We start from the raw sequence: 21,450 nt of genomic DNA on the forward strand, positions 1-21,450 counted from the left end.
ACAACCATCGGCGGCCACACACTGCCCATGGCGGGTTACCCCCCGCCGTGGTCTACTTCAACAGAATCGAAACCGACCGGCAGGCACAGGCAGTAGCTTAAACATCCCCGAAATCTGTCCAAGGATCGGGGAGTAGCTCAGAAGCAAATTGAACGTACGCTCGGCATTACCAAGCTTGACGGATAACATGTGTACCGGTGATCTGGCGATTGAGGTCGCCCAGCGCCGCAGCCATTTCCGCGTCGCTGGCGTAGGTTACCCGCTTGCCATCGTATTCGACGGTACGGACGTCCTGATAGCGGGCGGCCATCAGGGCGTGGCCAGGCGGTCAGTTGGGCGAGGTCTGCCACCTTACGCCCCGGGGTTCTGGAACCAGCCGCGGTGGTCGATGAGCCTGCGCCGAAGTCCAGGATCACCCGGATTTCCACGCCGTCCACGTCCCAGCCGGAGCGGCTTTCCACCTGCGGCCCCTCGTTGCCCGACAGGTAAGCGAGCTCGAGGCCGTCGATCTCGCCCGGGTCTGCGGTGACATACCAGCGGGTGGCGCTGGTCAGGCGGGGTTCCACCACCAGCGACATCGCGCCGGAGAACGGGTTCACATCGGCGGCGGTGGCAGGTGCGATGGTGGCGAGCCACTACTCGGCCATCCGCGGAACAGTTCGGCCAAGATGAGCATGATGGTTACGCATGTCTTGGGCGTGCTCCGCTAAAGCCGCGAGGATCATCTCCAAGCAGTCACAATCAATCACCCCAGCCAAACGATGATCATGCTGCGATGCAGTATGATCATCTGATGCAGAAGTGTTTACACACTCCCCACCTCGCGGTAAGAATTGCTGGTTCGGATGCGACTTGGGAGGGGAGCGTTGAGCGATTCTGAGCGTCAGGAGAGGATCGTTACGCTGCTGGATGAGCGACCTTTCGCATCGGTGCGTGATCTTCAACATCTGATCGGCTGTTCCGGCGCAACGATCCGGCGCGATATCGAAAAGCTGAACGAGGCCGGGCGCGCCCGCAAGGTCTATGGCGGCGTTGCCGCGATTGAGCGTGGGGTGCGCGCCGCCTCGCTTCCCTTCGTCGAGAACCGCGACATCGCCGTCGCCGCCAAGCGCGCCATTGCCCGCGAGGCCGAAAGGCTGGTGCAGGACGGCAGCGCCATTATCATCCATGGCGGCTCGACCTGCTTTCATTTCGGCTGCCGCATCGCCAATCGCAACCTGCGCGTCTTCACCAATTCGCTGCCTCTGGCCGCCTATCTGGGCGAATACGGCACCTGCCAACTGACCCTTGGCGGCGGCGACCTGCATCGTGAGCCGGGCATCCTCTATGATGTGGCGCAGCGCGAGAACCGCTTCTACGCCTCGCAATTCTTCGTCGGCGCGCTTGGCATCAACGAGCATGGCATCCTCGAGCAGCACCCGCTGCTGGTCCGCCTCGCCGACGAGATGAGCCGCACCGTCTCCGAGGTGATCCTGCTGGCCGACAGCCGCAAATTCTCCATCCGCCCGCCGACATTGTCGCTGCCCTTCTCGCGCATCGCGCGGGTGGTGACGGATGACGGGCTGCTCGACACCCATGCCCGGATGCTCGAACGGGCCGGGGTCGAGGTCATCATCGCCCAGGTCGAGAGGGAACAATGACCCAGCCCCCTATCCTGGAAATGCGCCATATCTCCAAGACCTTCGGGGCCGTCCGCGCGTTGAAGGATGTCAGCCTGACCGTCCTTCAGGGCGAGCTTCATGCCCTGATGGGCGAGAATGGCGCTGGCAAGTCGACGCTGATGAAAATCCTCTCGGGCGCCTATGTCGCCGATCCCGGCGGCACGGTGATCATCGAGGGCAAGCCGCAGAACGAGGCCGCGGGCAGCGTCGCGGTGATCTATCAGGAACTCTCGCTGGCCCCGAACCTGACCGTGGCCGAGAACATGTTCCTCGGGCGTGAGATCGCCAGCCGGGGCGTGCTGGACCGGGCCGAGACGCTGAGGCGGGCCGAGCCGATCCTGAAGCGGCTGGGCGTGCATTTCGACGCGCGCACCAAGGTCGGCGACCTGTCGCTGGGCGAGCGCCAGATGGTCGAGATCGCGCGCGCCCTGACCACAGACGCGCGCCTGATCGTGATGGACGAGCCCACCACCTCGCTTTCCGCGCGTGAGACCGAGCGGCTTTTCGAGGTCATCGCGCGGCTCAAAGCGCATGGCATCGCGATCATCTATATCAGCCACCGGATGGAGGAGGTCTACGCGCTGGCCGACCGCTGCTCGGTGCTGCGCGACGGGGTCTATATCGGCACCCTCGACCGGGCGGAGCTTTCGGCGCAGAAGCTGGTCTCGATGATGGTCGGGCGCGACCTCGACAGTTTCTACAAGAAGGAACATATCGCCTCGCCCGACCATTCGGGGACGCCCCTCATGTCGGTGCGCGACATGTCCGATGGCGGGCTGGTCAAGGGCTGTTCCTTTGACCTCTACCGGGGCGAGGTGCTGGGGATCGCGGGGCTGGTCGGATCGGGCCGGACCGAGCTTGCGCGGCTGATCTATGGCGCCGACCTCCGCACGAGCGGCACGGTCGCGATCAATGGGGCCGAGATCGACTGCTCGACCCCGCGCGCGGCGCTGGCGGCGGGCGTGGCCTATCTGACCGAGGACCGCAAGAAGCTGGGCCTGTTCCTCGACATGTCGATCTCGGACAACGTGAATGTGGGCGTGATCGAGCGGGACGCGAAACCGGGCGGCAGGCTGGATTTCCGCGCTGCCGCGCGCCGCGCGAATGACGCGATCAAGGCGCTGGCCGTGAAGGCGCCCAATGCGAAAATGCCGGTCGGCGGCCTCTCGGGCGGGAACCAGCAGAAGGTGCTGATCGCGCGCCTCCTCGAGACGCGGCCGAAGGTCGTGATCCTCGACGAGCCGACGCGGGGCGTCGATGTGGGCGCGAAATCCGAAATCTACAAGCTGATCGACGGGCTTGCGCGACAGGGCGTCGGTGTCATCATGATCTCGAGCGAGCTGCCCGAGATCATCGGCGTCGCCGACCGGGTGCTGGTCATGCGCGAGGGGCATATCGCCGGGCAGGTGCCCTCGGCCCCCGGCCAGTCGATCAGCCAGGAGGCCATCATGGAACTTTCGACCGGAACGGTCACGGAAGCTGCCGGGGCGAGGGAAGGAGCAACAGAATGACAGACAACAAGACCGGCGCCCCCACCTCGGCCGATGCAAGCCAACGCCTGCGCACGGTGATGAGCGTCGTCGGCATGTTGCCGGTGCTGATCGTGCTGGCCATCGTCTTCGAGGTGATGAGCGGGCGCTTCATGAGCGTGAATAACATCTCGAACGTGATGCAGCAGGCCTCGATCAATATCGTGCTGGCCTCGGGCATGACCTTCGTGATCCTGACCGGGGGCATCGACCTCTCGGTCGGCTCGATCCTCGCGACCTCGGCCATGGTCGCGGTCATCGTCTCGCTGATCCCGGAGTTTGGCTGGCTCGGCGTGCCTGCGGCCATGCTGGTGGGGCTCGCCTGCGGGCTGGCGAACGGGATCCTGATATCCGCATTAGGGCTGCCACCCTTCATCGTGACATTGGGGTCGTTAACCGCGGTCAGGGGGATTGCGCGACTTCTGGGCAATGACACCACGGTCTTCAACTCGGACCTGCCCTTCGACGTGATCGGCAATGGCAGCCTGTTCGGGATCCCGTGGCTGGCGATCATCGCGGTCGCGGTGGTGCTGATCTCGTGGTTCATCCTGAAGCGCACGGTGCTGGGCACATGGATCTATGCCACCGGCGGCAACCCCGAGGCGGCGCGGCTGACCGGGATCAAGGTGCCGCTGGTGCTGCTCTTCGTCTACGGGATCTCGGGCTTCTTTGCCGGGCTTGGCGGCGCGATGGCGGCGGCGCGGCTTTATGCGGCGAACGGCCTGCAACTGGGCCAGTCATACGAGCTTGACGCGATCGCCGCCGTCATCCTTGGCGGCACCAGCTTTGTCGGGGGCGTCGGCTCGATCTGGGGCACGCTGATCGGCGCGCTGATCATCGCGGTCCTGTCGAACGGGCTGATCCTGATCGGCGTCTCGGACATCTGGCAATACATCGTCAAGGGCCTCGTGATCATCGCGGCCGTGGCGCTCGACCGCTACCGCCAGACCGGCGCGCGGACCTGATTTCGTACTCAACGCAGATAATGGGAGGGAACCTCATGCGTTACGCGAAAACCCTGGCCTCGGCACTTGCGCTGGCGGCTGTCTCGGCGGTGCCTGTCGCCGCCAAGGATCTGAACAGCATCGGCATCTCGGTCGGTCTGCTCGGCAACCCGTTCTTCGTCGCCACCATCAAGGGGATCGAGGACGCGGCGAAGAAGATCAACCCGAACGTCAAGGTGACCTCGGTTTCCGCCGATTACGACCTGAACAAGCAGGTCGGCCAGATCGACAGCTTCATCGCGGCGGGCGTCGACATCATCATGCTGAACGCGGTCGATGCGGCGGCCATCGCACCGGCGGTCAAGCGCGCGCGGGATGCGGGCGTCGTGGTCGCGGCCTTCGACGTCTCGGCCCCCGGCGCCGATGTGACGGTGATGACGAACAACGTCCAGGCCGGCGAAAAGGCCTGCGCCTTCATCGCCGAGCATCTGGGCGGCAAGGGCGACGTGGTGATCGTGAACGGCCCGGCCTCGTCCTCGATCCTCGACCGGGTCAAGGGCTGCAAGGACGAGTTCGCCAAGCATCCCGACATCAAGATCCTGTCGGACGACCAGAACGCGCAGGGCTCGCGCGATGGTGGCATGAATGTCGGCCAGACGCTGCTGACCCGCTTCGACAAGATCGACGGCGTCTTCGCGATCAACGACCCGACCGCGATCGGCTTCGCGCTGGCCGCCAAGCAGGCGAACCGCAGCGAGTTCATCATCACCGCCGTCGACGGCGCCCCCGATATCGAGGGCGAGCTGAAATCGGGCGAGGGGCTGATCAAGGCCTCGGCCTCGCAGGATCCCTATACCATGGCGGGGCAGGCGCTCGACCTTGGCTACAAGGTGCTGCAGGGCGAGAAACCGGCCGAGGACACCGTCTTGCTTGAGCCGGAGCTGATCACCCATGACAATATCGACAGCTACAAGGGCTGGACCGCCGCCCGCTGATCCTGACGGTGTCGCGCGGGCCATCCCGCGCGACCCATTCCTATGACTTCTCCCGCAGGCTCCCCATGTCAGATGAAAACCTTCGCCAGGCCGTTCTTCAGGCCAATCTCGATACCGTGCGGCACGGGCTGGTGCTGTCGACCTTCGGCAATGCCAGCGGCATCGACCGCGAGGCGGGGCGCATCCTGATCAAGCCAAGCGGCGTGCCCTATGACAGCCTGACGGCGGCGGACATGGTCGCCTGCGATATCGAGGGGCGGGCGCTCGACAACCGGGTGCGGCCCTCCTCGGACCTTGCGACCCATGCGGCGCTTTATCGGGCGTTTCAGGGGATCGGGGCGGTCATCCACACCCATTCGACCTTTGCGACCATCATGGCGCAGGCGCGCCGGCCCATTCCTGCGTTGGGCACGACCCATGCCGATTATTTCTATGGCACGATTCCCGTGACCCGCGACCTCACCGACGCGGAAATCGCCTCGGATTACGTCCTGAACACTGGCAATATCATCGTCGAGACCTTTGCCGGGACCGATCCGCTGGAAATTCCCGCAGTGCTCGTCGCCGGCCATGGTCCCTTCGTCTGGGGCCGGACCCCGGACGAGGCCGTGCATAACGCCCTGATCCTCGAGGAAGTGGCGCGCATGGCCTGGCATGTCATGGCGCTGAACCCCGACCCAGCCCCGATCTCGCAGGCGCTGCTGGACCGGCATTATCTGCGCAAGCATGGCGCGCAGGCGACCTACGGGCAGGGGTATTAAGCCATGATCGTCGCGGGAGTCGATTTCGGCACGCTCAGCGTGCGCGTGACCCTGATGGAGACCGGGACCGGCGCGACGCTTGCGGGCGCGACGGCGGGCTATCCGCTGAAACGCAGCGCCGCCGATCCGCTGCTGGGTGGGCAGGCCCATGCCGATCACATGGACGGGTTGGCCCGCGCCATGCGCGAGGCGGTCGCCAAGGCCGGGATCGACGGCGCCGAGGTCGCGGCGCTGGCCTGCGACACCACCGGCTCCAGCGTGGTGATGGTGGACGAGGATCTGCAACCGCTGGCCGATTACTACCTCTGGTGCGACCACCGCGCCCATCGCGAGGCGGTCGAGATCACCGCCCTTGGCCGGGCCGAGGGGCTGGCGGCCCTCGACTGGTGCGGCGGCACCTATTCGCATGAATGGGGCTATGCCAAGGTTCTGCATTTCCTGCGCCACAATCCTGGGCTGAGGAACCACTTCGCCACCGCGCTGGAACATTGCGACATGGTGGCGGCGACGCTTTGCGGCATCCGCGAGCTTGACGAGTTGCCGCGCAGCATCTGCGCCGCCGGGCATAAATGGATGTATGGCGCGCCATGGGGTGGCCTGCCGCCGCAGGATTTCCTGAGCCGGGTCGATCCGCTGTTCGACGGCATCAACGACCGGCTCACGGGCCGCTTTCTGACCTCGGACGCTATCGCCGGGCATCTCACGCCGGAATGGGCGGAAAAGCTGGGGCTGCGCGCCGGTATCCCGATCCCGGTCGGGGCCTTCGACGCGCATTGGGATGCGATCGGGGCCGGGGCGCGGCCGGGCGATATCGTGAACGTGGTCGGCACCTCGACCTGCATCATCGCGATGGGGCCGCAGGGCTTTCCGCCGGTTCCGGGCCTCTGCGGCGTCGTGCCGGGCAGCGTGCTGCCGGGCTGGACCGGGATCGAGGCCGGGCAATCCGCCACCGGCGACGTGTTCGAGGCGATTGCGCGCCGCGCCGGCAGCGATGTCGCGACGCTTTGCGAGGGGCTGGAGCGTCTGCCTCCGGGCGGCAGCGGCCTCATGCGGCTCAACTGGGACAATGGCGACCGCACGGTTCTGGTGCGCTCGGACCTTGGCGCGGTGACGCTGGGCTGGGATCTGAACCACACCGCGGCCGACGAGATCCATGCCGCGATCGAGGGCATGGCCATGCATGTCCGCATCATCACCGACCGGATCGAAAGCGGCGGCATGAAGGCGCAGCGGATCATCAATGCGGGCGGCATCCCGCAAAAGAACGACCTGCTGAACCAGATCTATGCCGATGTGCTGGAGCGCGAGGTCCATGTCCCCGCGCAATCGCCCGTCGGGACCGGATCCTGCATCTTTGCCGCCGTCGCGGCGGGCGCCTTCGACAGTTTCGAGGAGGCGCAGCGCGTCCTCTGCCCGCCCTCCCGCGTGTTTTCACCGCGCGAGGGCACCCGCGAAAGCTATGACCGGTTGTTTTCGCTGTTCAGCGACCTCTATTTCGGCTTTGGCGAGGGGCAGGCGGTGGACCTGTCGCGCATCCTGCCGCAGCTTCGCGCCTTCCGCCTTGCCGGAGCCCCCGGTCGCGGCGAGGCTATCTGACCGCGAGCCCCGCGTTCAGCCCGCCGTCGATCAGGTAATCCGCCCCGGTAATGAACCCGGCCCGGTCCGAGCAGAGGAAGGCGACCAGTTCCGCCACCTCCTCGGGCTCGCCGATCCGGCCAAGCGGATGGGCGGCGCCGAAGCGGGCAAAGACCTCCTCCTCGGGCAGATCCTCGCCCAGCTTCCCGGCGGCAAGCGACAGGATCGGCGTCCTGATCGACCCCGGAGAGACCGAGTTGACTCGGATCCCCGCTGCCGCATGGTCGATCGCCATGGCGCGCGTCAGCGCATGGATCGCCCCCTTGCTTGCGACATAGGCCGCGACGCCCTGCTGGTTGCCATGCCCCTGGACCGAGGACAGGTTCACGATGGCGCCGCCGCCGCGCTTCTCCATCTCGGGGATGCCGAAGCGTCCGGTCAGGTAGATGCCGCCGACATTCACCGCCATACATTGCGCCCAGTCCTGCGGCTCGGTCGTGACCACGCTGCCATAGGGATGCACCGCCGCCGCGTTGACGATGATGTCGAGGCCGCCGAATTCCTCCACCACCTCGGCGACAAGATCGCGGATCTCCTCCTCCTGCGAGACGTCGGCGCGGCGCGCCTCAAGCGGCAGGCATTGGGCGACGCCGATGGCCGACAATTCCTGATTGGCGGGCACGTCCACGCCGCAGACCACGACCTCGGCCCCGCCCTTGGCAAGCCGGATGGCCGTCGCGCGGCCGATCCCGGTGCTGCCGGTCACCAGAGCGACCTTGCCGCTGAATTCACCCTCGGCCATTCGCCTCTCCTTGCCTGCGCGTTCCGTTCAGGGGATGCGGCCCAGCACCTCGTTCGCGATGCGGGCGGTGTCGTCCCAGCCGGGCAGCGCCGCACCCGCTTGCGCCGCCGCATGGGCCATCGTCCGCATCCGAGCCGGATCGTCAAGCATCGCGGCCAGCGCGGCGGCGAAAGCCGCGCAGTCATCCGGCGGAACCAGCAGCCCGGCAGCCTCGGGCACGGTATCCGGCACCGCGCCCGTCCGGCAGCTGACGATGGGCAGGCCATGCGCCAAGGCCTCGTCAAAGACGATGCCATAGCCCTCATAACGCGTCGCCAGCGCGAAAAGCGAGGCGCGGCGATAGAGCCGCGCGAGTTCGGCGTCAGGCAGGGCGCCCGCAATCCGCAGGCGGTCGCCAAGCCCGCTTTCCGCGACCTGCCGTTCCAGCGCCTCGACATGGGGCGTGTCCCACGGGTTGCCGACGATCACCGCCTGCCAGTCCCGGTCCGCGATCCGGCGCAAGGCCGCGATCAGGACGTCATGGCCCTTGCGCGGATGCAGAAGCCCGACCGAGAGGATCAGGGGCGGCATCGCCGGTTCCCTAGCCATCGCGACGGGTCGGTCGGTGCCGGGCCGCGCGACGGTGATCTTTTCCGCCGGCACCCCGTATTCCGCGGTGAGCAGCGCCGCGATATGCGGGCTCGGGACCAGCACATGCCGGGCGAGGCGCAGGTTCGCGCGCTCGGTCCGGTGCAGGTGGTTGCGGCGGGCGGGGGCAAGGCCGCCCTCCATCGCCAGCGGGTGATGGACGAGGGCTGTGAATGGCGCGGCCATCGCTGCCAGCCCCGCCGTTTCCAACGCGCCGAGGGCAAGGCCGTCGATGATCGCCACATGTCCCGCGGGGATCCCTCGCAAACCCGCCAGCGCCTCGGCCATCTCTGCCGGCGAGGGGGCGGGAAAGCCCGGCGGCATCGACAGCAGCGAGACCTTGCGCCCGGCGGCGCGGAGGCCCTCGATCAAGCGGCGGTCGTAAAGATAGCCCCCGGTCTGGGCGGCGATGTCCCCCGGCACGCAGAAGGTGATCGGGCGCGGGGTCATGCGGGCGCGTCCGTTTGGGTCGAGAAGCTCAGCAAGAACAGGTCGCGCACGTCCTCCATCGGGATTGCGGGACTGCCGGGCGGCGGGATCAGGCCGGGGGTCAGGCCCCATCCGGCGGTGCGGGCGACCAGCGCCTTGGGCCCGATGACGTGGATCGGCACCTCGCGGTGCGGGTCGTCGCCGATCGCGGTCGCCGCCTGATGGTCGCCCAGCAGGATCAGCAGCGGCGGATCCCCGGCATGGCGCGCGGCATGGTCCAGCACAGCCTGCAGGCTATAGCTGATCGCGGCGCGATATTGCGCTTTGACCCGCGCCTTGTCCTGCCAGACCACCTCGGGCGCATCTCCGGCAATCGCCATCGCGTCGAAGATCCGCCCGTCGCCCAGCTCGTCCCAGCCGATCATGCGCGGCACCGGCACCCATGGCGCGTGCGAAGAGATCAGCACCACCTGCGCGAAGCCGCGCCCCGGCCCCCCGAGCAGCCGGTCGGCGGCCGCGAGGGTGAACTGGTCGGGCATCGTCACCCAGTTGAAGGGCTTGCCCCGATAGCCCAGATCCCCCGCCGCCAACACGCGGTCGAACCCCATCCGTGCCGCTTCGGGCCAGGGGCGGGTGATCGCCGGGGCCACGGTCGCCGTCCGAAAACCCGCCGCTCGGGCGAGGTGAAAGAGCGACTGCCGCCCGCTTGCCAGCAGCGCACGGTAGCGGCCCTGATCCTCGACCCTGATCCCACTCGCGAAAGTCGCATGGGCAAGCCAGCTTTGCCCGCCATGCGTGGGCGAGGTCAGGAAGCCCGACCGCATGGCAAGCCCGGCGGCTTCAAGCCGCGCCTCGGCCTGCCGCAGGATCGGAAGATGCTCCTGCGCGTAGAAATCCGTGTCGAAACTGGTCCGGCCATAGCTTTCCAGAAAGACCACCATCACGTCCCGGTCGATCAGCCGCAGGTCGGGCGGATGCCCGGCCCAGCGGTCGTGTTCCGCCGCCTGTCGGAACTGGCGCAGGTCGGTCAGGCCCTGCCGCGCCTCGGCGCCCTGATCCAGCATGAAGCGGGATGCAGCGGGCGAGCCCAGAAGCGCGAGGACGATGAGGCAGGCGGTCACGCCCCTCCGCCTCCCGGTCAGGCAGATCGCGCAGGTTTTCAGCGCCCACCACAGAGCAAGCGCGATGGCCCCGGCAAGCGCGGTCAGCAGAAACAGCGCCACGCCGAAGGCGAGGGGGCCGAAGCTGTCCGCCAGAAGGTCGGCGAAATTCCCGACCAGCGGCAGGTCGCCCGCCAGCGTGAAGCCGCGATCCAGCACCATGCGCATCGTCAGATCGGCCGCCTTCACCGTCAGGCCAAGCATGATCGCAAGGACGAGGCCAAGGCGCAGCAGCCTTGCCCGCCCGAGGGGCAGCGACAGCAGGAGCAGGATCAGCGGCAGCTCGACCGGCAGGCGCAGCAGCGCGCCGGGGCCAAGCGGCAGGCCAAGGCCGCAGATCAGCAGCAGCGCCCAGATCAGCAGCACAGCCGCGATCACCCGCGCGGGCGGGGGCCGTGCCATCATCCGCGCCGCTTCCACAGCCAGCGAATGTCGATGGCGAAGGACCAGACCAGCAGGAATGCCGCCGCCCAGACGACCAGATCCGGCCGGGGCAGGCCGGGCAGCTGCAGCAGGATCAGCGCGCCAAGCTGGATCACGCAGACCGTCTTGCGCCGCAGGCGTTGCGGCAGGCTGGCCCCCAGCCACGGCCAGAGGGCTGCGCCGAGCAGGAAGGCATAGCGCGGCAGGCCCAAAAGCAGGACCGCAGGCCCGGCAATGCCGCCCGCCAGCGCGTGCAGAGACAGGACGAGGCCGGTGGCGGCGTCGACCTCCATGTCGAAGCGCCCGCCGAAATCCGAGACGAGGCCGGCGCGCCTTGCCAGCCAGCCGTCCACCCCGTCCATCGTGAGGCTTGCCGCCGCCAGCGCGGCGACCATCGGCCCGGCTGCCCGGCCCGCGATCAGCGCGGCAAGCAGCGCCAGAACCACCGCCGCGCGCCAGAGGGTGATGGTATTGCAGGCCCCGAAGCGCGGATGCGGATAGAAACGCGGCACCCGCACCCTGAGGATCGCCAGCAGCACCGCATAGCCCGCCAGCGCCGCCAGCCCCGCCGGACCCTCGCCCAACAGCAGGGCCGCGCCCGTCGTCAGCACCGCCCCGGCCAGAGCCGCCCCCGCCATGCCCTGCGGCATGCGCCGCCCTCGCGGGCCGGGATGCGGTCCCGGCGCGGCGCAGGCGGTTTCAGCCGAAAGGCGCTGCCCCATGTCATGCATGTTTCCATCCTATGACAGCGGCGGGATTTTTCAAGCGGGGCCGGCACGCGGACGGCGCTTGATCCGCCACGCCAAGGGTTTAGTCTGGAAGTGGAGGAGGCAGGCCATGTCATTGCATCCCGAGGGCTATCGCAAGGGGGCAAGGCTCCTCCATTGGGGGATGGCCGTGCTGGTCCTTCTGATGATCGTGGCGGGCCTTCTGATGGTCCAGAAGGGGCTGCCCCGTCCGTTGCAGGATGCGCTGTTCCTGATGCACAAGCATGTCGGACTGCTGATCCTGTTCCTTGTCGCGCTGCGGATCCTCTTTCGCTGGATGAACCCGCCGCCGCCCTTGCCGACGACCATGCCCGATTGGCAGCGCCGCATCGCGCGGGCCTCGCATGTGCTGCTCTACGTCCTTCTGGTGGCGATGCCGGTCCTTGGCTTTATCCGGGTCAGGGCAGGGGGCTTCCCGATCGAACTCCTCGACGCGCTGGGCCTTGGCGGACCCGTGCCGCGATCCGAGAGCCTGGCCCAGACCGCCATGGCGCTGCATCGCGCCGGGGCCTTCCTGCTGATCGGGCTCATCTGCCTGCATGTGGGCGCGGCGACCCATCACGCGCTGATCCGCCGCGACGGCGTCTGGCAGCGCATGTGGCCGCCTTTCGGCGGAAACTGAGGCCCATCGAAGTTTTTTTGCGGATCGCGGGATAAGAACCGCCGCCGGCTTCGTATATGCATCAGGATGACGACGAAACCCGACCCGATCCTCGACCAGCTTCCCGCGCTGCGCCGCTATGCGCTGGCGCTGTCGCGCAATGCGGCCGAGGCCGACGACCTCGTGCAGGAGACGCTGCTGCGCGGGCATGAGAACCGGCGCGGCATCCGGCTGGGCGGCAATGTGCGGGGCTGGCTGTTCGCGATCCTGCGCAATGTCTTTCTCGACCGGCTGCGCAGCAATCGGGCCGAGGCGCGGCGCCGCGACGCGCTGGCGACCATCGCGCCCGAGGCGATGGATGCGCCGCAGGATGCCGCGATCCGCCTTGCGCAGATCCGCGCGGCCTTCATGGACCTGCCCGATGAGCAGCGCGAGGCGCTGTCCCTCGTCGCGGTCGAGGGGCTGACCTATGCCGAGGCGGCCGAACTCGCCGGTGTGCCGCTCGGCACGCTGATGTCGCGTGTGGGCCGGGCCCGCGCGCAATTGCGCGCTTTCGAGGAAGGGTCCGCCCGGCCACGGGCGCTGAAACTGGTAGGAGGACGGGATGCAGGCGGAAAGTGACGCGGTCTCGGAACTGGACCTCGATGCCTATGTGGACGAGCAGCTTGACGACTGGCAGCGCCTGCGGGTCGAGGACCACCTTGCCCGCCACCCCGAAGCGGCGGCGCGGGTCATGCAGGATATCCGCCTCAGGCGCGAATTGCGGCTGGCGCTGGCGCCCATCACCCCGACCACCGGCCCGCAGCGCGCCGGCGCCTCGCGCCTTGCGCGCGGGCTGCGCCGGGACGAACGGTTGCGCCGCGCCGTGCGGTTGGTCCCGGTCGCGGCGCTGGTGGTGACGGGCTGGCTGGCGAATGAGGGCTTCGGCCCCCTTCATGTCGGGCAGGTCGTGGCCTCACAGCCCGCGCCCGCGGTGGTCGCCGCCGCGCTTTCGGCGCGGGATGCAAGCCTCGTCCGGCTGGCGATGCACTCGCAACCTCAGGTGCCCGAGCTTGACCCCGCGGAACTGCGCGCCGCGACCGGGATCCTGCTGCCGGTCTTTGACGGCGACTGGACGATCCGGGACGCGCAGATCTTCCCCTCGCCGCAGGGACCGGGGATCGAGGTGGTCTTTGACGCGGGCGAGCTGGGCCAGCTGACCCATTTCGCCGTGCGCACCGGCAGCTTTGCCGTGACCATGCCCCATGTCGAGAGCCGGGGGCATCAGCATGTCGCATGGTTCCAGATCGGCGAGACCGCGCATGTGATGATCGCCGATCGCGGCGATGACGCCCTGCTGCTCGGCGAGGCCGAGCGGCTTTCCTCCACCCTTTACTGATCCGATCGACGGGAGTTCGACCATGGACCATACCACACGCGGCCGCAGCGCCGGCTTTTCACCGGCTGCCGCCTATGACGACGGGCTGCGCGCCCATATGCTGCGCATCTACAACTACATGGGCCTCGGCCTTGTGGTGACGGGGCTGGTGGCGGCGGTCGTCGCCTCGGTCCCGGCGCTTTACGTCCCGATATTCGGCAGCCCGCTGAAATGGCTGGTGATGCTGGCGCCGCTGGGTTTCGTCATGTTCCTATCCTTTCGGATCGAGGCGATTTCGGGCGCGACGGCGCAGACGCTGTTCTGGGCCTTCTGCGCAGTGATGGGCCTGTCGCTGGCCTCGATCTTCCTCGTCTTCACCGGCACCTCGATCGCGCGGGCCTTTTTCGGCGCGGCGGCGATGTTCGCGGGGATGAGCCTTTACGGCTATACCACCAAGCGCGACCTGAGCCAGTTCGGCAGCTTCCTGATCATGGGCCTGATCGGGGTGATCATCGCCAGCATCATCAACATCTTCCTCGGCTCCTCGGCGCTGCAATTCGCTATCTCGATCATCGGCATCCTGGTCTTTGTCGGCCTGACTGCCTGGGACACCCAGTCGATCAAGCTGCAATATGGCGAGCATCATGATGACGAGACCCGCCAGAAGCTGGCCGTCATGGGGGCGCTGTCGCTCTACCTGAACTTCATCAACATCTTTCAGCTTCTGCTGAGCCTGACCGGCCAGCAGGAGGAATAACCCGCCAGAAGGAAAAATCGAGGCATGGACTATAACGACAAACAGGCGATCGAGGGCCTGTTCGGCAAACTTGCGCAGGTCGAGCACCAGAGCGGGTCGCGGGATGCCGAGGCCGAGCATTACATTGCCGACCGGATTACCCGGCAGCCCGGCGCGCCCTATTTCATGGCGCAGACGGTCATCGTGCAGGAGCAGGCCCTGAACGCCGCGCAGTCCCGCATCGAGGAACTGGAATACCAGCTTCAATCCTCGCAGCAGAGCGCGGCGCAGGGCGGCGGGTTCCTGTCGCGCATGTTCGGCGGCGGCGCGGCCGCGCCCGCCGCGCGGATGCCGGCACGCCAGCCGCAGGGCTACGGTCAGGGCGGGATGCAGCAGGGCTTTGGCCGCGCCCCCGGTCAGGGCGGCGGTTTCCTTGCCGGCGCGGCGCAGACGGCCATGGGCGTCGCGGGCGGCGTGCTGCTTGGCAATGCCGTGATGGGCATGCTGGGCGGCGAGGCCGAGGCCGCCCCGGCCCCCGAGGAGGAGCCGGAGGAAGATACCGGCGCCTTCGAGGATGCCGGCGGCTGGGACGAGGAAATCTGAGAGATACCGGAGCGAGGGCTGCCGTCCTCCCCCGGTTGCCCGGATGAATTCGCTCCGGTGATGCCCTGCGGACCGCGAGGTTCGCGGGGCATCCTGTTTTTCACCCCGAACCAGCGCGAGGCTGGATCGGGGCGCGCATCTCCGCCGACCCCGGCTGGGTTCGCCCCGCCCGAAAGATATCCGTCTGGGTTTGCGCTGCCACCCGCCCGAGCCGGTTCCCCCACCGCAATGCAGGCCGATCCATGACTGCGCTTGCCTTCGGACCTGTCCCGACCTCAGATTGGCGGACGGAAACGATCCGGGGAATCCGCATGACGACCCAGCCCCTCAAACCCGCCATCGGTCCTGCCACGCAGCTTTGCATGTCGCTGGCGGCACGGCCGGGGCATTTCGGCTCACGCTTCCACAACCGGCTTTACGAGTCGCTGGGGCTGGATTTCGTCTATAAGGCCTTCACCACCAGCGATCTTGCGGCGGCGGTGGGCGGCATCCGGGCCTTGGGCATCCGGGGCTGCGCGATCTCGATGCCGTTCAAGGAGGCGGTGATCCCGCTTCTCGACCGGCTCGAAGGCTCGGCGGCGGCGATCGACAGCGTCAATACCATCGTCAATGACGGGGGGCGGCTGACCGGCCACAATACCGATTACAGCGCCATTGCCGCCCTGCTGGACCGCGCCGGGATCGACCCCGCGACCCGCTTTCTGCTGCGCGGTTCAGGCGGGATGGCAAAGGCCGTCGCGGCGGCGCTACGCGACCGAGGCCACGCCACCGGCACCATCATCGCCCGGAACGAGCAGACGGGCAGGGCATTGGCCGCGCTCTATGGTTTCGACTGGACCTCCGAAATAGATGCCACCGCGCCCCTGATCATCAACGTGACGCCCCTTGGCATGAAGGGCGCCGATGCCGATGCGCTGGCCTTCCCCGAGGAGGTGATCGCCATGGCCGGGACGGTCTTTGACGTCGTGGCCCTGCCGGTCGAAACGCCGTTGATGCGGGTCGCGGCGGGGATGGGCAAGGCCCGCATCTCAGGCGCCGAAGTCGCGGTATTGCAGGCGCTTGAGCAATTCGTGCTTTACACCGGCATCCGCCCCGCCCCCGAACTGGTCGCGGAGGCTGCGGCCTTCGCCCGCGCCGCCTACGCCCTGGGCCAGCCCGCCGCCGCCGCATCGACCGCCAGCATATAAAGGCTGGTCGTCGCGGTGATGAAGAGCCGATTCCCGCGTGGGCCGCCGAAACAGAGGTTCGACACCACCTCGGGGATCAGGATCTTGCCCAGCAGCGTGCCGTCCGGGGCAAAGACCTGCACCCCGTCCGCCGCCGAGGACCAGAGATTGCCGCGATCGTCGCAGCGGATGCCATCGGGCAGGCCCGCATCGACCAGCGCGAAATCGCGGCCATTCGCCACGCGGTCGCCCTCCACGTCAAAGACCCGGATCACCGGGGGCACATCGGCATCATGGCTCGACCCCGACTCGGCCACGTAAAGCAGCCGCTCATCCGGCGAGAAGCAGAGCCCGTTCGGCTGGGTGAAATCGGTGATGACCGCCTCGGCCTCGCCGCCGCCGGGCGGGATGCGCCAGACGAAGCTGCCCGGCTGCTCACGCTCGGCCCGGTAGCCTTCGAGGTCGGAGAGGATGCCATAGGTCGGATCGGTGAACCACACGCTGCCATCCGACCGGACCACCACGTCATTCGGAGAGTTGAGCCGCTTTCCCCCGACATGCGAGGCGAGGGTGGTCAGGCTGCCGTCAGGCTCGGTCCGGGTCACCGCGCGCAGCCCGTGATGGCAGGTGACAAGCCGGCCCTCGGGGTCGCGGGTATTGCCGTTGCTATAGCCCGAATCCTCGCGAAAGACCGAAACCCCCGTCCCCTCCGTCCAGCGCATCATCCGGTGCGCCGGGATGTCCGAGAACAGCAGCATCTGCGCCGCCGGAAACCAGACCGGCCCCTCGGCCCATTCAAAGCCGGTGCCAAGCTGGCGCAATTGCGCATTGGGATGGATCAGCGCCCGGAAGCGCGGGTCGCGCTGGTCATAATGGCTCATGCGGGGGCCTTTCTGCCGCTGGCGACGGCGACGATTGCGATGATGATGATCCCGGTCGACAGCAGGCGCACGCCCGCGCCCAGCCCGTAGGAGTTCAGCATCGAGACGATCAGATACATGAACAGCGCGCCGGCCCAGATCCCCGGCACGTTGGAATTGCCCCCCGCGATCGAGGAGCCGCCGATCACCGTGACGGCAATCGACATCAGCAGGAACTCGGCCCCCATGTTCAGCGCCGCGCCGCCCGAGAAACAGGCGAGGAGGAACCCGGTCAGCGCCGCCATGGTCGCGCAAATCACATAGGTCGCGCCCATGACGCGGGCGATCGGCACCCCGGCCAGACGCGCGGCGCGTGGGTTCTGCCCGATGGCCGAGACGCGGCGGCCGAAGCCCGAGCGGTTCAAGAGCACCCAGAAGCCGATGCTGATGACCAGCGCGACCCAGGCGAGGTTCGGCACCCCGAGCAGCGCGCGCCCGGTGGTGAAATCGGCCAATGCCGCGGGCGGCTTGATCCTGATGCCCCGGTTCGACCAGATCGCAAGCGACTGGTAGAGGAAGCTGGCCGAAAGCGTGGCGATGATCGGCGGGATCCGCAGCAGCCGGATCAGCGCGAAATTCGCGATGCCGACGCCGATGCCGATGGCAAGCGTCGCCATCAGTCCGGCCAGCAGAACGAACCATGTCGCGCCCGCCATGCCGCCCATCAGTTTCAGCGACAGCGTGCCCGCCAAAGTCATCGTCGCGGGGATCGACAGGTCGGTATTCCCCGGCCCCATGGTGATGACCAGCATCTGCCCAAGGCCGGTCAGCACCGCAAAGCTGCCGAAGGTCAGCGCGGCCACGGCGAGCGCGATGCCTCCGCCTCCGCCCGCGCTCATCGACCAGGTGGCGAGGAAGGCCGCGAAGGCCGCGACCCAGGCCCAGAACCACGGCGCGCGGTAAGTCGTCGCAATCAGGTTCATGGCCGCTTCTCCGCCTGTCGGACCAGAAGCCGCGCGGCCAGAACGAGGATCAGGATCGCCCCCTGCGCCCCGATCTGCCAGTCGGGCGAGAGGCGCAGGAACGACAGGAAACTGCCCGCAAGCGTCAGGGTAAGCGCCCCGATTACCGCGCCGATGGGCGAGACGCGCCCGCCGGTGAACTCCCCCCCGCCGAGGATCACGCCCGCGATCGACAAAAGCGTGTAGCGGATCGCGATATTCGCGTCGCCCGAGGTGGTCAGCCCGACCAGCGCCATCCCCGCCAGCACCGCGAAGACCCCCGCCAGCGCATAGGCCGTAGCCTTTAGCATGACGGTCGAGCGTCCGGCCCGCGACACCGCCCGCGCATTGCCGCCAAGCGCCCGGAGCCGGACCCCCAAGGCCGAGCGCATGATGATGAGATGCGCGGCCGCCGCGATCACCACGCTGGCAATAATTGCCATGGGGACCAGCGACGGCTTCGATTTCATGATCGCCGTCAGCCAGCCGGGCGAGGTGCCGCCGGGCGAGGGCAGGATCAGCACCGCCGCCCCCGCCCAGACGAAGGACATGCCCAGCGTCACCACGATGGCGGGCAGTTGCCGCGCCTCGATCAGCGCGCCAAGTGCTGCATAGGCCAGCACACAGCCCGCCAGCATGGCGACCCCCAGCAGGGGGCTTCCGGGCAGGATAGCGGCGGTGATGCAGGCGATCAGGCTGACGAAAGCCCCCATCGACAGGTCGATGTCATTGACCATGATGATGATCATCTGCGCCACCGTCGCCAGCGCGATCGGCACGGCGAGGTTGAAAAGCAGGTTGATCCCCACATAGCTCATCGCGCGGGGTTGCAGCCAGAAGACCGCGACGATCAGCACGGCGAGGGAGAGGACGGGCAAGGCGAGCCGCGCGTTGATGGACCCCTTCATGCGGCGTCCTCGCCGAATTCGAAACTGGCGGCCAGCACGTTCTCCTCGGTGATGCGGTCGCCCTCAAGCTCGGCCGAGATCGCGCCGTTGCGAAAGACGAAGACGCGATCGCAATTCCTGATCTCGTCCATCTCGGTCGAATACCAGAGAAAGGTGCGGCCATTCGCGGCCTCGGCGCGGATCATCTCGTAAACCTCGGTCTTGGTGCCGATATCGACGCCGCGCATCGGATCGTCCATCACCACCACGGGCGCGCTGGTCGCCAGCGCCCGGGCAAACAGGGCCTTTTGCTGGTTCCCGCCCGAAAGCGACAGGATGGGATTGTTCATGTCCGGCGTGCGGATGCCGATGCGCCTTTGCCAGTCCGCGCCGATCCGGGCCTCGGCCTCCCGGTCGATCAGACCGTGGCGGGTCAGCGTCTCCAGCGCGGCAAGGGTCAGGTTGCGGGTGATCGACCAGACCGGCATCAGCCCGTCGCGCCGCCGGTCGCCGGCGACAAAGGCGGCGCTGGGCCGGGCGCTGCTGCGCCAGTCCGACCGCTGCGAGAGGTAGAAGCGGGCCAGCGCCTCGGCCTGTCCATGCCCGGCAAGGCCGGCAAGGCCCACGACCTCGCCCTTCCTGGCCTCGATCCCCTCGGGCGTGCGCAGGATGGCGTGGGATTTGTCGCCCAGCACGCGGGCCAGCGCGGCGGGGGTGGGCTGGTGGTCCTCGTCTGCGACATGGCCCATGGCGTCGACCAATCCCTGACGGGTGAAATCCGCCGCCGGGCGGTCGGCCATGATCCGGCCGTCGCGCATGACGACGATGCGGTCGGCGACGTCGAAAACCTCGCCCAGCATATGCGAGATGAAGATGGCCGCCCCGCCCTTGGCGCAGAAGCGGCGGATATGGGCCAGAAGCTCGGCCGCGATCGAGGCGTCAAGCGCCGAGGTCGGCTCGTCCAGCACCACCAGCCGGGCCGGGACCGGGCCGTCGGCGAAGCCGATCGCGATCTCGACCATCTGCTGCTCGGCCAGCGTCATGTCGGCGACCAGCATGTCGGGCCGGATACGATGACCGGGAAAGACCGCGTCCAGCGCCGCGCGGATGCGGCGCGCGGCCAGCCTGCGCCAGCCCCAGCCGGTCAGGTCGCGCTGCACCACCTGAAGGTTTTCAAGAACCGTCAGGTTCGGGCAGAGCGTCCCCTCCTGCGAGATGGCGCGGATGCCCGCCGCCGCGTGGTCCGTTGCGCCCGGATAGACGACCTGCCCGGAGGTGGGGGCGAAAAGCCCGGTGACCAGATTGACCAGCGTGGATTTCCCGGCGCCGTTATGGCCGACAAGGCCAAGGCTCTCGCCCGGCGCGACCGAAAGATCGACATGGTCCATCGCCTTGAGCGCGCCGAAGCTTTTCGACGCGCCCTGCAACATCACGACCGGGGCGGGCTGCGCCCCGGCTTTGGTTTCGGAAAGGGTCATCACTTCGACCCGGAGATGGCCTTCTTGGCGTCGTCCTGGCTGTAGTCGACATTGGTGACGCCGCCCTCGGGCGTGTCCTTCAGCGCCTGGTCGAGCGTCTCCTGCGTCACCGACAGGAAGGGCACGATCAGATCCTTGGGCACGTCCTGCCCGTCGAGGATCTGCTGCGCCACCCAGAAGGCCATCGTCGAGACGCCCGGCGCGATCGAGGTCGAGACCGTCTCATACTGGCTCGCGTCGCGCTGTTCGGCCCACCATTTCAGCTCGTCCTGACGATTGCCCATGATGACGATCGGGGTCGGGCGGCCCGCCGCGGCGAAGGCCTGCGCCGCGCCATAGCCGTCGCCGCCCTGCGTCACCACGGCGGCGATTTCCGGCAGCGAGGGCAGGATGCCGGCGACGGCCTTCTGCGCCACGTCCTGCGCCCAGTCGCCATTGACCGAACCCACGACCTTGAAATTCGGATGCGCCTTCAGGCCCTCCTCGATGCCCTGATGGATCTCGTCATCGACGGAGACCCCGGCAAGGCCGCGGATCTCCAGGAGGTTGCCGCCATCGGGCAGGCGGGTGGCGAGGTATTCGACCTCGTCCCGGCCCATCTTGACGAAATCGACCTTGACCCGCCATGCGCAGGGCTCGGTCACGACGCCGTCGAAGGAAACGACGGTGATCCCGGCATCGCAGGCCTCTTTGATCGCGCCGTTGAGCGCGGTGGGCGAGGCGGCGTTCACCACGATCGCGTCATAGCCCTGCAGGATCATGTTCTGGATCTGCGCGGCCTGCTCGGTCGCCTGGTTCTCGGCGGTGGTGAAGGCGTCGGCGCTGGCGACCACGCCATCCGCGACCGCCTTGTCGGTGACGCGCTTCCAGCTTTCCAGCATGGCCTGACGCCAGCTGTTGCCGGCATAGTTGTTCGACAATGCGATCTTCTTCTCGGCGGTATCGGCCATCGCGGTCCCGCCCAGCGCAAGCAGAGTGGCGGCCGTCATCAGCATTCCCTTGCGGGTCATGTCTTTCTCCTCCCTGATTATGTCCCGTCCCTCTCCCCAGGGGCGGGTTCTCTCTCTCGTCGCAGGATATGCGGATCA

Annotated in this window: 22 protein-coding genes; 12 read left to right on the forward strand and 10 right to left on the reverse strand. The window is 67.7% G+C overall.

Going from position 1 to position 21,450, the window contains the following annotated elements; genetic code table 11:
* Window positions 1-166 precede the first annotated feature (166 nt).
* On the reverse strand, window positions 167-310 hold the full coding sequence (locus VNQ78_RS13795) for a phage head-tail joining protein (protein WP_325690714.1): 144 nt from the start codon (window positions 308-310) through the stop codon (window positions 167-169).
* A 556-nt stretch (window positions 311-866) separates the two neighbouring features.
* Here VNQ78_RS13795 and VNQ78_RS13800 point away from each other — a divergent pair.
* The 6 genes from VNQ78_RS13800 (at window position 867) to VNQ78_RS13825 (ending at window position 7,486) form a co-directional block, all read left to right on the forward strand.
* Complete coding sequence (locus VNQ78_RS13800; RefSeq protein WP_325690716.1) at window positions 867-1,640, forward strand: DeoR/GlpR family DNA-binding transcription regulator; 774 nt, start codon at window positions 867-869, stop codon at window positions 1,638-1,640.
* Window positions 1,637-3,172 carry a sugar ABC transporter ATP-binding protein gene (locus tag VNQ78_RS13805; protein WP_325690718.1) on the forward strand — a complete coding sequence of 512 codons (1,536 nt, stop codon included), beginning with the start codon at window positions 1,637-1,639 and terminating at the stop codon, window positions 3,170-3,172. Before VNQ78_RS13800 ends, VNQ78_RS13805 begins: the two co-directional genes overlap by 4 nt.
* Window positions 3,169-4,155: an ABC transporter permease subunit gene (locus VNQ78_RS13810; RefSeq protein WP_325690720.1), complete on the forward strand. Its 987-nt coding sequence runs from the start codon at window positions 3,169-3,171 to the stop codon at window positions 4,153-4,155. Before VNQ78_RS13805 ends, VNQ78_RS13810 begins: the two co-directional genes overlap by 4 nt.
* A 35-nt stretch (window positions 4,156-4,190) precedes the next feature.
* Entirely contained in the window at window positions 4,191-5,129 is a 939-nt protein-coding gene (locus tag VNQ78_RS13815) for an ABC transporter substrate-binding protein (RefSeq protein WP_325690722.1), read from the forward strand.
* Between the two features lie 65 nt (window positions 5,130-5,194).
* Window positions 5,195-5,890 carry an L-ribulose-5-phosphate 4-epimerase AraD gene (gene araD / locus VNQ78_RS13820; RefSeq protein ID WP_325690724.1) on the forward strand — a complete coding sequence of 232 codons (696 nt, stop codon included), beginning with the start codon at window positions 5,195-5,197 and terminating at the stop codon, window positions 5,888-5,890.
* 3 nt (window positions 5,891-5,893) lie between these two features.
* Window positions 5,894-7,486 (forward strand): ribulokinase, encoded by a 1,593-nt coding sequence (locus VNQ78_RS13825; protein WP_325690726.1) that lies wholly within the window; start codon window positions 5,894-5,896, stop codon window positions 7,484-7,486.
* Here the strand turns inward: VNQ78_RS13825 and VNQ78_RS13830 are convergent.
* From VNQ78_RS13830 to VNQ78_RS13845, 4 genes are read right to left on the reverse strand one after another with little or no spacing between them, the layout of a single operon-like run.
* On the reverse strand, window positions 7,479-8,267 hold the full coding sequence (locus VNQ78_RS13830) for an SDR family oxidoreductase (RefSeq protein WP_325690728.1): 789 nt from the start codon (window positions 8,265-8,267) through the stop codon (window positions 7,479-7,481). The genes VNQ78_RS13825 and VNQ78_RS13830 overlap by 8 nt on opposite strands.
* Window positions 8,268-8,294: 27 nt before the next feature.
* Entirely contained in the window at window positions 8,295-9,344 is a 1,050-nt protein-coding gene (locus tag VNQ78_RS13835) for a glycosyltransferase family 4 protein (protein WP_325690730.1), read from the reverse strand.
* Window positions 9,341-10,885, reverse strand: a complete 1,545-nt coding sequence (locus VNQ78_RS13840) for a sulfatase-like hydrolase/transferase (protein ID WP_325690732.1) — start codon at window positions 10,883-10,885, stop codon at window positions 9,341-9,343. The genes VNQ78_RS13835 and VNQ78_RS13840 overlap by 4 nt, the downstream gene beginning before the upstream one ends.
* Window positions 10,885-11,637 (reverse strand): CDP-alcohol phosphatidyltransferase family protein, encoded by a 753-nt coding sequence (locus tag VNQ78_RS13845; protein WP_325690734.1) that lies wholly within the window; start codon window positions 11,635-11,637, stop codon window positions 10,885-10,887. Before VNQ78_RS13845 ends, VNQ78_RS13840 begins: the two co-directional genes overlap by 1 nt.
* Window positions 11,638-11,743: 106 nt before the next feature.
* On the opposite strand from VNQ78_RS13845, the gene VNQ78_RS13850 reads away from it, so the two are divergent.
* From VNQ78_RS13850 to VNQ78_RS13875, 6 genes are all read left to right on the forward strand, one after another.
* Complete coding sequence (locus VNQ78_RS13850) at window positions 11,744-12,295, forward strand: cytochrome b (protein WP_325690736.1); 552 nt, start codon at window positions 11,744-11,746, stop codon at window positions 12,293-12,295.
* A gap of 66 nt (window positions 12,296-12,361) precedes the next feature.
* Complete coding sequence (locus VNQ78_RS13855) at window positions 12,362-12,895, forward strand: sigma-70 family RNA polymerase sigma factor (protein WP_325690738.1); 534 nt, start codon at window positions 12,362-12,364, stop codon at window positions 12,893-12,895.
* The gene (locus VNQ78_RS13860; RefSeq protein WP_325690740.1) at window positions 12,879-13,652 is read left to right on the forward strand and encodes an anti-sigma factor; all 774 of its coding nucleotides are present in this window, start codon (window positions 12,879-12,881) and stop codon (window positions 13,650-13,652) included. Before VNQ78_RS13855 ends, VNQ78_RS13860 begins: the two co-directional genes overlap by 17 nt.
* Before the next feature lie 22 nt (window positions 13,653-13,674).
* Window positions 13,675-14,388, forward strand: coding sequence for a Bax inhibitor-1/YccA family protein (locus tag VNQ78_RS13865; RefSeq protein ID WP_325690742.1), 714 nt, complete (start codon window positions 13,675-13,677; stop codon window positions 14,386-14,388).
* Between the two features lie 24 nt (window positions 14,389-14,412).
* Window positions 14,413-14,970: a DUF2076 domain-containing protein gene (locus VNQ78_RS13870; protein ID WP_325690744.1), complete on the forward strand. Its 558-nt coding sequence runs from the start codon at window positions 14,413-14,415 to the stop codon at window positions 14,968-14,970.
* A 311-nt stretch (window positions 14,971-15,281) separates the two neighbouring features.
* Window positions 15,282-16,157 carry a shikimate 5-dehydrogenase gene (locus tag VNQ78_RS13875; protein ID WP_325690747.1) on the forward strand — a complete coding sequence of 292 codons (876 nt, stop codon included), beginning with the start codon at window positions 15,282-15,284 and terminating at the stop codon, window positions 16,155-16,157.
* On the opposite strand, the gene VNQ78_RS13880 is transcribed toward VNQ78_RS13875, so the two are convergent.
* Genes VNQ78_RS13880 through VNQ78_RS13900 form a run of 5 tightly spaced genes read right to left on the reverse strand, consistent with a single transcriptional unit; the run spans window position 16,109 to window position 21,372 of the window.
* Window positions 16,109-17,017 carry an SMP-30/gluconolactonase/LRE family protein gene (locus VNQ78_RS13880; protein ID WP_325690749.1) on the reverse strand — a complete coding sequence of 303 codons (909 nt, stop codon included), beginning with the start codon at window positions 17,015-17,017 and terminating at the stop codon, window positions 16,109-16,111. The genes VNQ78_RS13875 and VNQ78_RS13880 overlap by 49 nt on opposite strands.
* Window positions 17,014-17,979, reverse strand: a complete 966-nt coding sequence (locus VNQ78_RS13885) for an ABC transporter permease (protein ID WP_325690751.1) — start codon at window positions 17,977-17,979, stop codon at window positions 17,014-17,016. Before VNQ78_RS13885 ends, VNQ78_RS13880 begins: the two co-directional genes overlap by 4 nt.
* Window positions 17,976-18,905 carry an ABC transporter permease gene (locus VNQ78_RS13890; RefSeq protein ID WP_325690753.1) on the reverse strand — a complete coding sequence of 310 codons (930 nt, stop codon included), beginning with the start codon at window positions 18,903-18,905 and terminating at the stop codon, window positions 17,976-17,978. Before VNQ78_RS13890 ends, VNQ78_RS13885 begins: the two co-directional genes overlap by 4 nt.
* A complete protein-coding gene (locus VNQ78_RS13895; RefSeq protein ID WP_325690755.1) occupies window positions 18,902-20,362 on the reverse strand; it encodes a sugar ABC transporter ATP-binding protein in 1,461 nt (486 codons plus the stop codon). The genes VNQ78_RS13890 and VNQ78_RS13895 overlap by 4 nt, the downstream gene beginning before the upstream one ends.
* Window positions 20,362-21,372 carry an ABC transporter substrate-binding protein gene (locus VNQ78_RS13900; protein ID WP_325690757.1) on the reverse strand — a complete coding sequence of 337 codons (1,011 nt, stop codon included), beginning with the start codon at window positions 21,370-21,372 and terminating at the stop codon, window positions 20,362-20,364. Before VNQ78_RS13900 ends, VNQ78_RS13895 begins: the two co-directional genes overlap by 1 nt.
* Window positions 21,373-21,450: the final 78 nt, after the last annotated feature.

Source organism: Paracoccus sp. (in: a-proteobacteria) (assembly GCF_035556475.1).
Taxonomy (GTDB): domain Bacteria; phylum Pseudomonadota; class Alphaproteobacteria; order Rhodobacterales; family Rhodobacteraceae; genus Paracoccus.

Excerpts from the sequence above, each read along its gene's own strand:
- VNQ78_RS13840 (WP_325690732.1), bottom strand. The coding sequence starts at position 10,885 with ATGGCACGGCCCCCGCCCGCGCGGGTGATCGCGGCTGTGCTGCTGATC.
- araD (WP_325690724.1), top strand. The coding sequence starts at position 5,195 with ATGTCAGATGAAAACCTTCGCCAGGCCGTTCTTCAGGCCAATCTCGAT.
- VNQ78_RS13885 (WP_325690751.1), bottom strand. The coding sequence starts at position 17,979 with ATGAACCTGATTGCGACGACTTACCGCGCGCCGTGGTTCTGGGCCTGG.
- VNQ78_RS13825 (WP_325690726.1), top strand. The coding sequence starts at position 5,894 with ATGATCGTCGCGGGAGTCGATTTCGGCACGCTCAGCGTGCGCGTGACC.
- VNQ78_RS13895 (WP_325690755.1), bottom strand. The coding sequence starts at position 20,362 with ATGACCCTTTCCGAAACCAAAGCCGGGGCGCAGCCCGCCCCGGTCGTG.
- VNQ78_RS13815 (WP_325690722.1), top strand. The coding sequence starts at position 4,191 with ATGCGTTACGCGAAAACCCTGGCCTCGGCACTTGCGCTGGCGGCTGTC.
- VNQ78_RS13855 (WP_325690738.1), top strand. The coding sequence starts at position 12,362 with ATGACGACGAAACCCGACCCGATCCTCGACCAGCTTCCCGCGCTGCGC.
- VNQ78_RS13900 (WP_325690757.1), bottom strand. The coding sequence starts at position 21,372 with ATGACCCGCAAGGGAATGCTGATGACGGCCGCCACTCTGCTTGCGCTG.
- VNQ78_RS13890 (WP_325690753.1), bottom strand. The coding sequence starts at position 18,905 with ATGAAGGGGTCCATCAACGCGCGGCTCGCCTTGCCCGTCCTCTCCCTC.
- VNQ78_RS13860 (WP_325690740.1), top strand. The coding sequence starts at position 12,879 with ATGCAGGCGGAAAGTGACGCGGTCTCGGAACTGGACCTCGATGCCTAT.
- VNQ78_RS13805 (WP_325690718.1), top strand. The coding sequence starts at position 1,637 with ATGACCCAGCCCCCTATCCTGGAAATGCGCCATATCTCCAAGACCTTC.
- VNQ78_RS13875 (WP_325690747.1), top strand. The coding sequence starts at position 15,282 with ATGACGACCCAGCCCCTCAAACCCGCCATCGGTCCTGCCACGCAGCTT.
- VNQ78_RS13880 (WP_325690749.1), bottom strand. The coding sequence starts at position 17,017 with ATGAGCCATTATGACCAGCGCGACCCGCGCTTCCGGGCGCTGATCCAT.
- VNQ78_RS13795 (WP_325690714.1), bottom strand. The coding sequence starts at position 310 with ATGGCCGCCCGCTATCAGGACGTCCGTACCGTCGAATACGATGGCAAG.
- VNQ78_RS13850 (WP_325690736.1), top strand. The coding sequence starts at position 11,744 with ATGTCATTGCATCCCGAGGGCTATCGCAAGGGGGCAAGGCTCCTCCAT.
- VNQ78_RS13835 (WP_325690730.1), bottom strand. The coding sequence starts at position 9,344 with ATGACCCCGCGCCCGATCACCTTCTGCGTGCCGGGGGACATCGCCGCC.
- VNQ78_RS13865 (WP_325690742.1), top strand. The coding sequence starts at position 13,675 with ATGGACCATACCACACGCGGCCGCAGCGCCGGCTTTTCACCGGCTGCC.
- VNQ78_RS13810 (WP_325690720.1), top strand. The coding sequence starts at position 3,169 with ATGACAGACAACAAGACCGGCGCCCCCACCTCGGCCGATGCAAGCCAA.
- VNQ78_RS13830 (WP_325690728.1), bottom strand. The coding sequence starts at position 8,267 with ATGGCCGAGGGTGAATTCAGCGGCAAGGTCGCTCTGGTGACCGGCAGC.
- VNQ78_RS13845 (WP_325690734.1), bottom strand. The coding sequence starts at position 11,637 with ATGCATGACATGGGGCAGCGCCTTTCGGCTGAAACCGCCTGCGCCGCG.
- VNQ78_RS13870 (WP_325690744.1), top strand. The coding sequence starts at position 14,413 with ATGGACTATAACGACAAACAGGCGATCGAGGGCCTGTTCGGCAAACTT.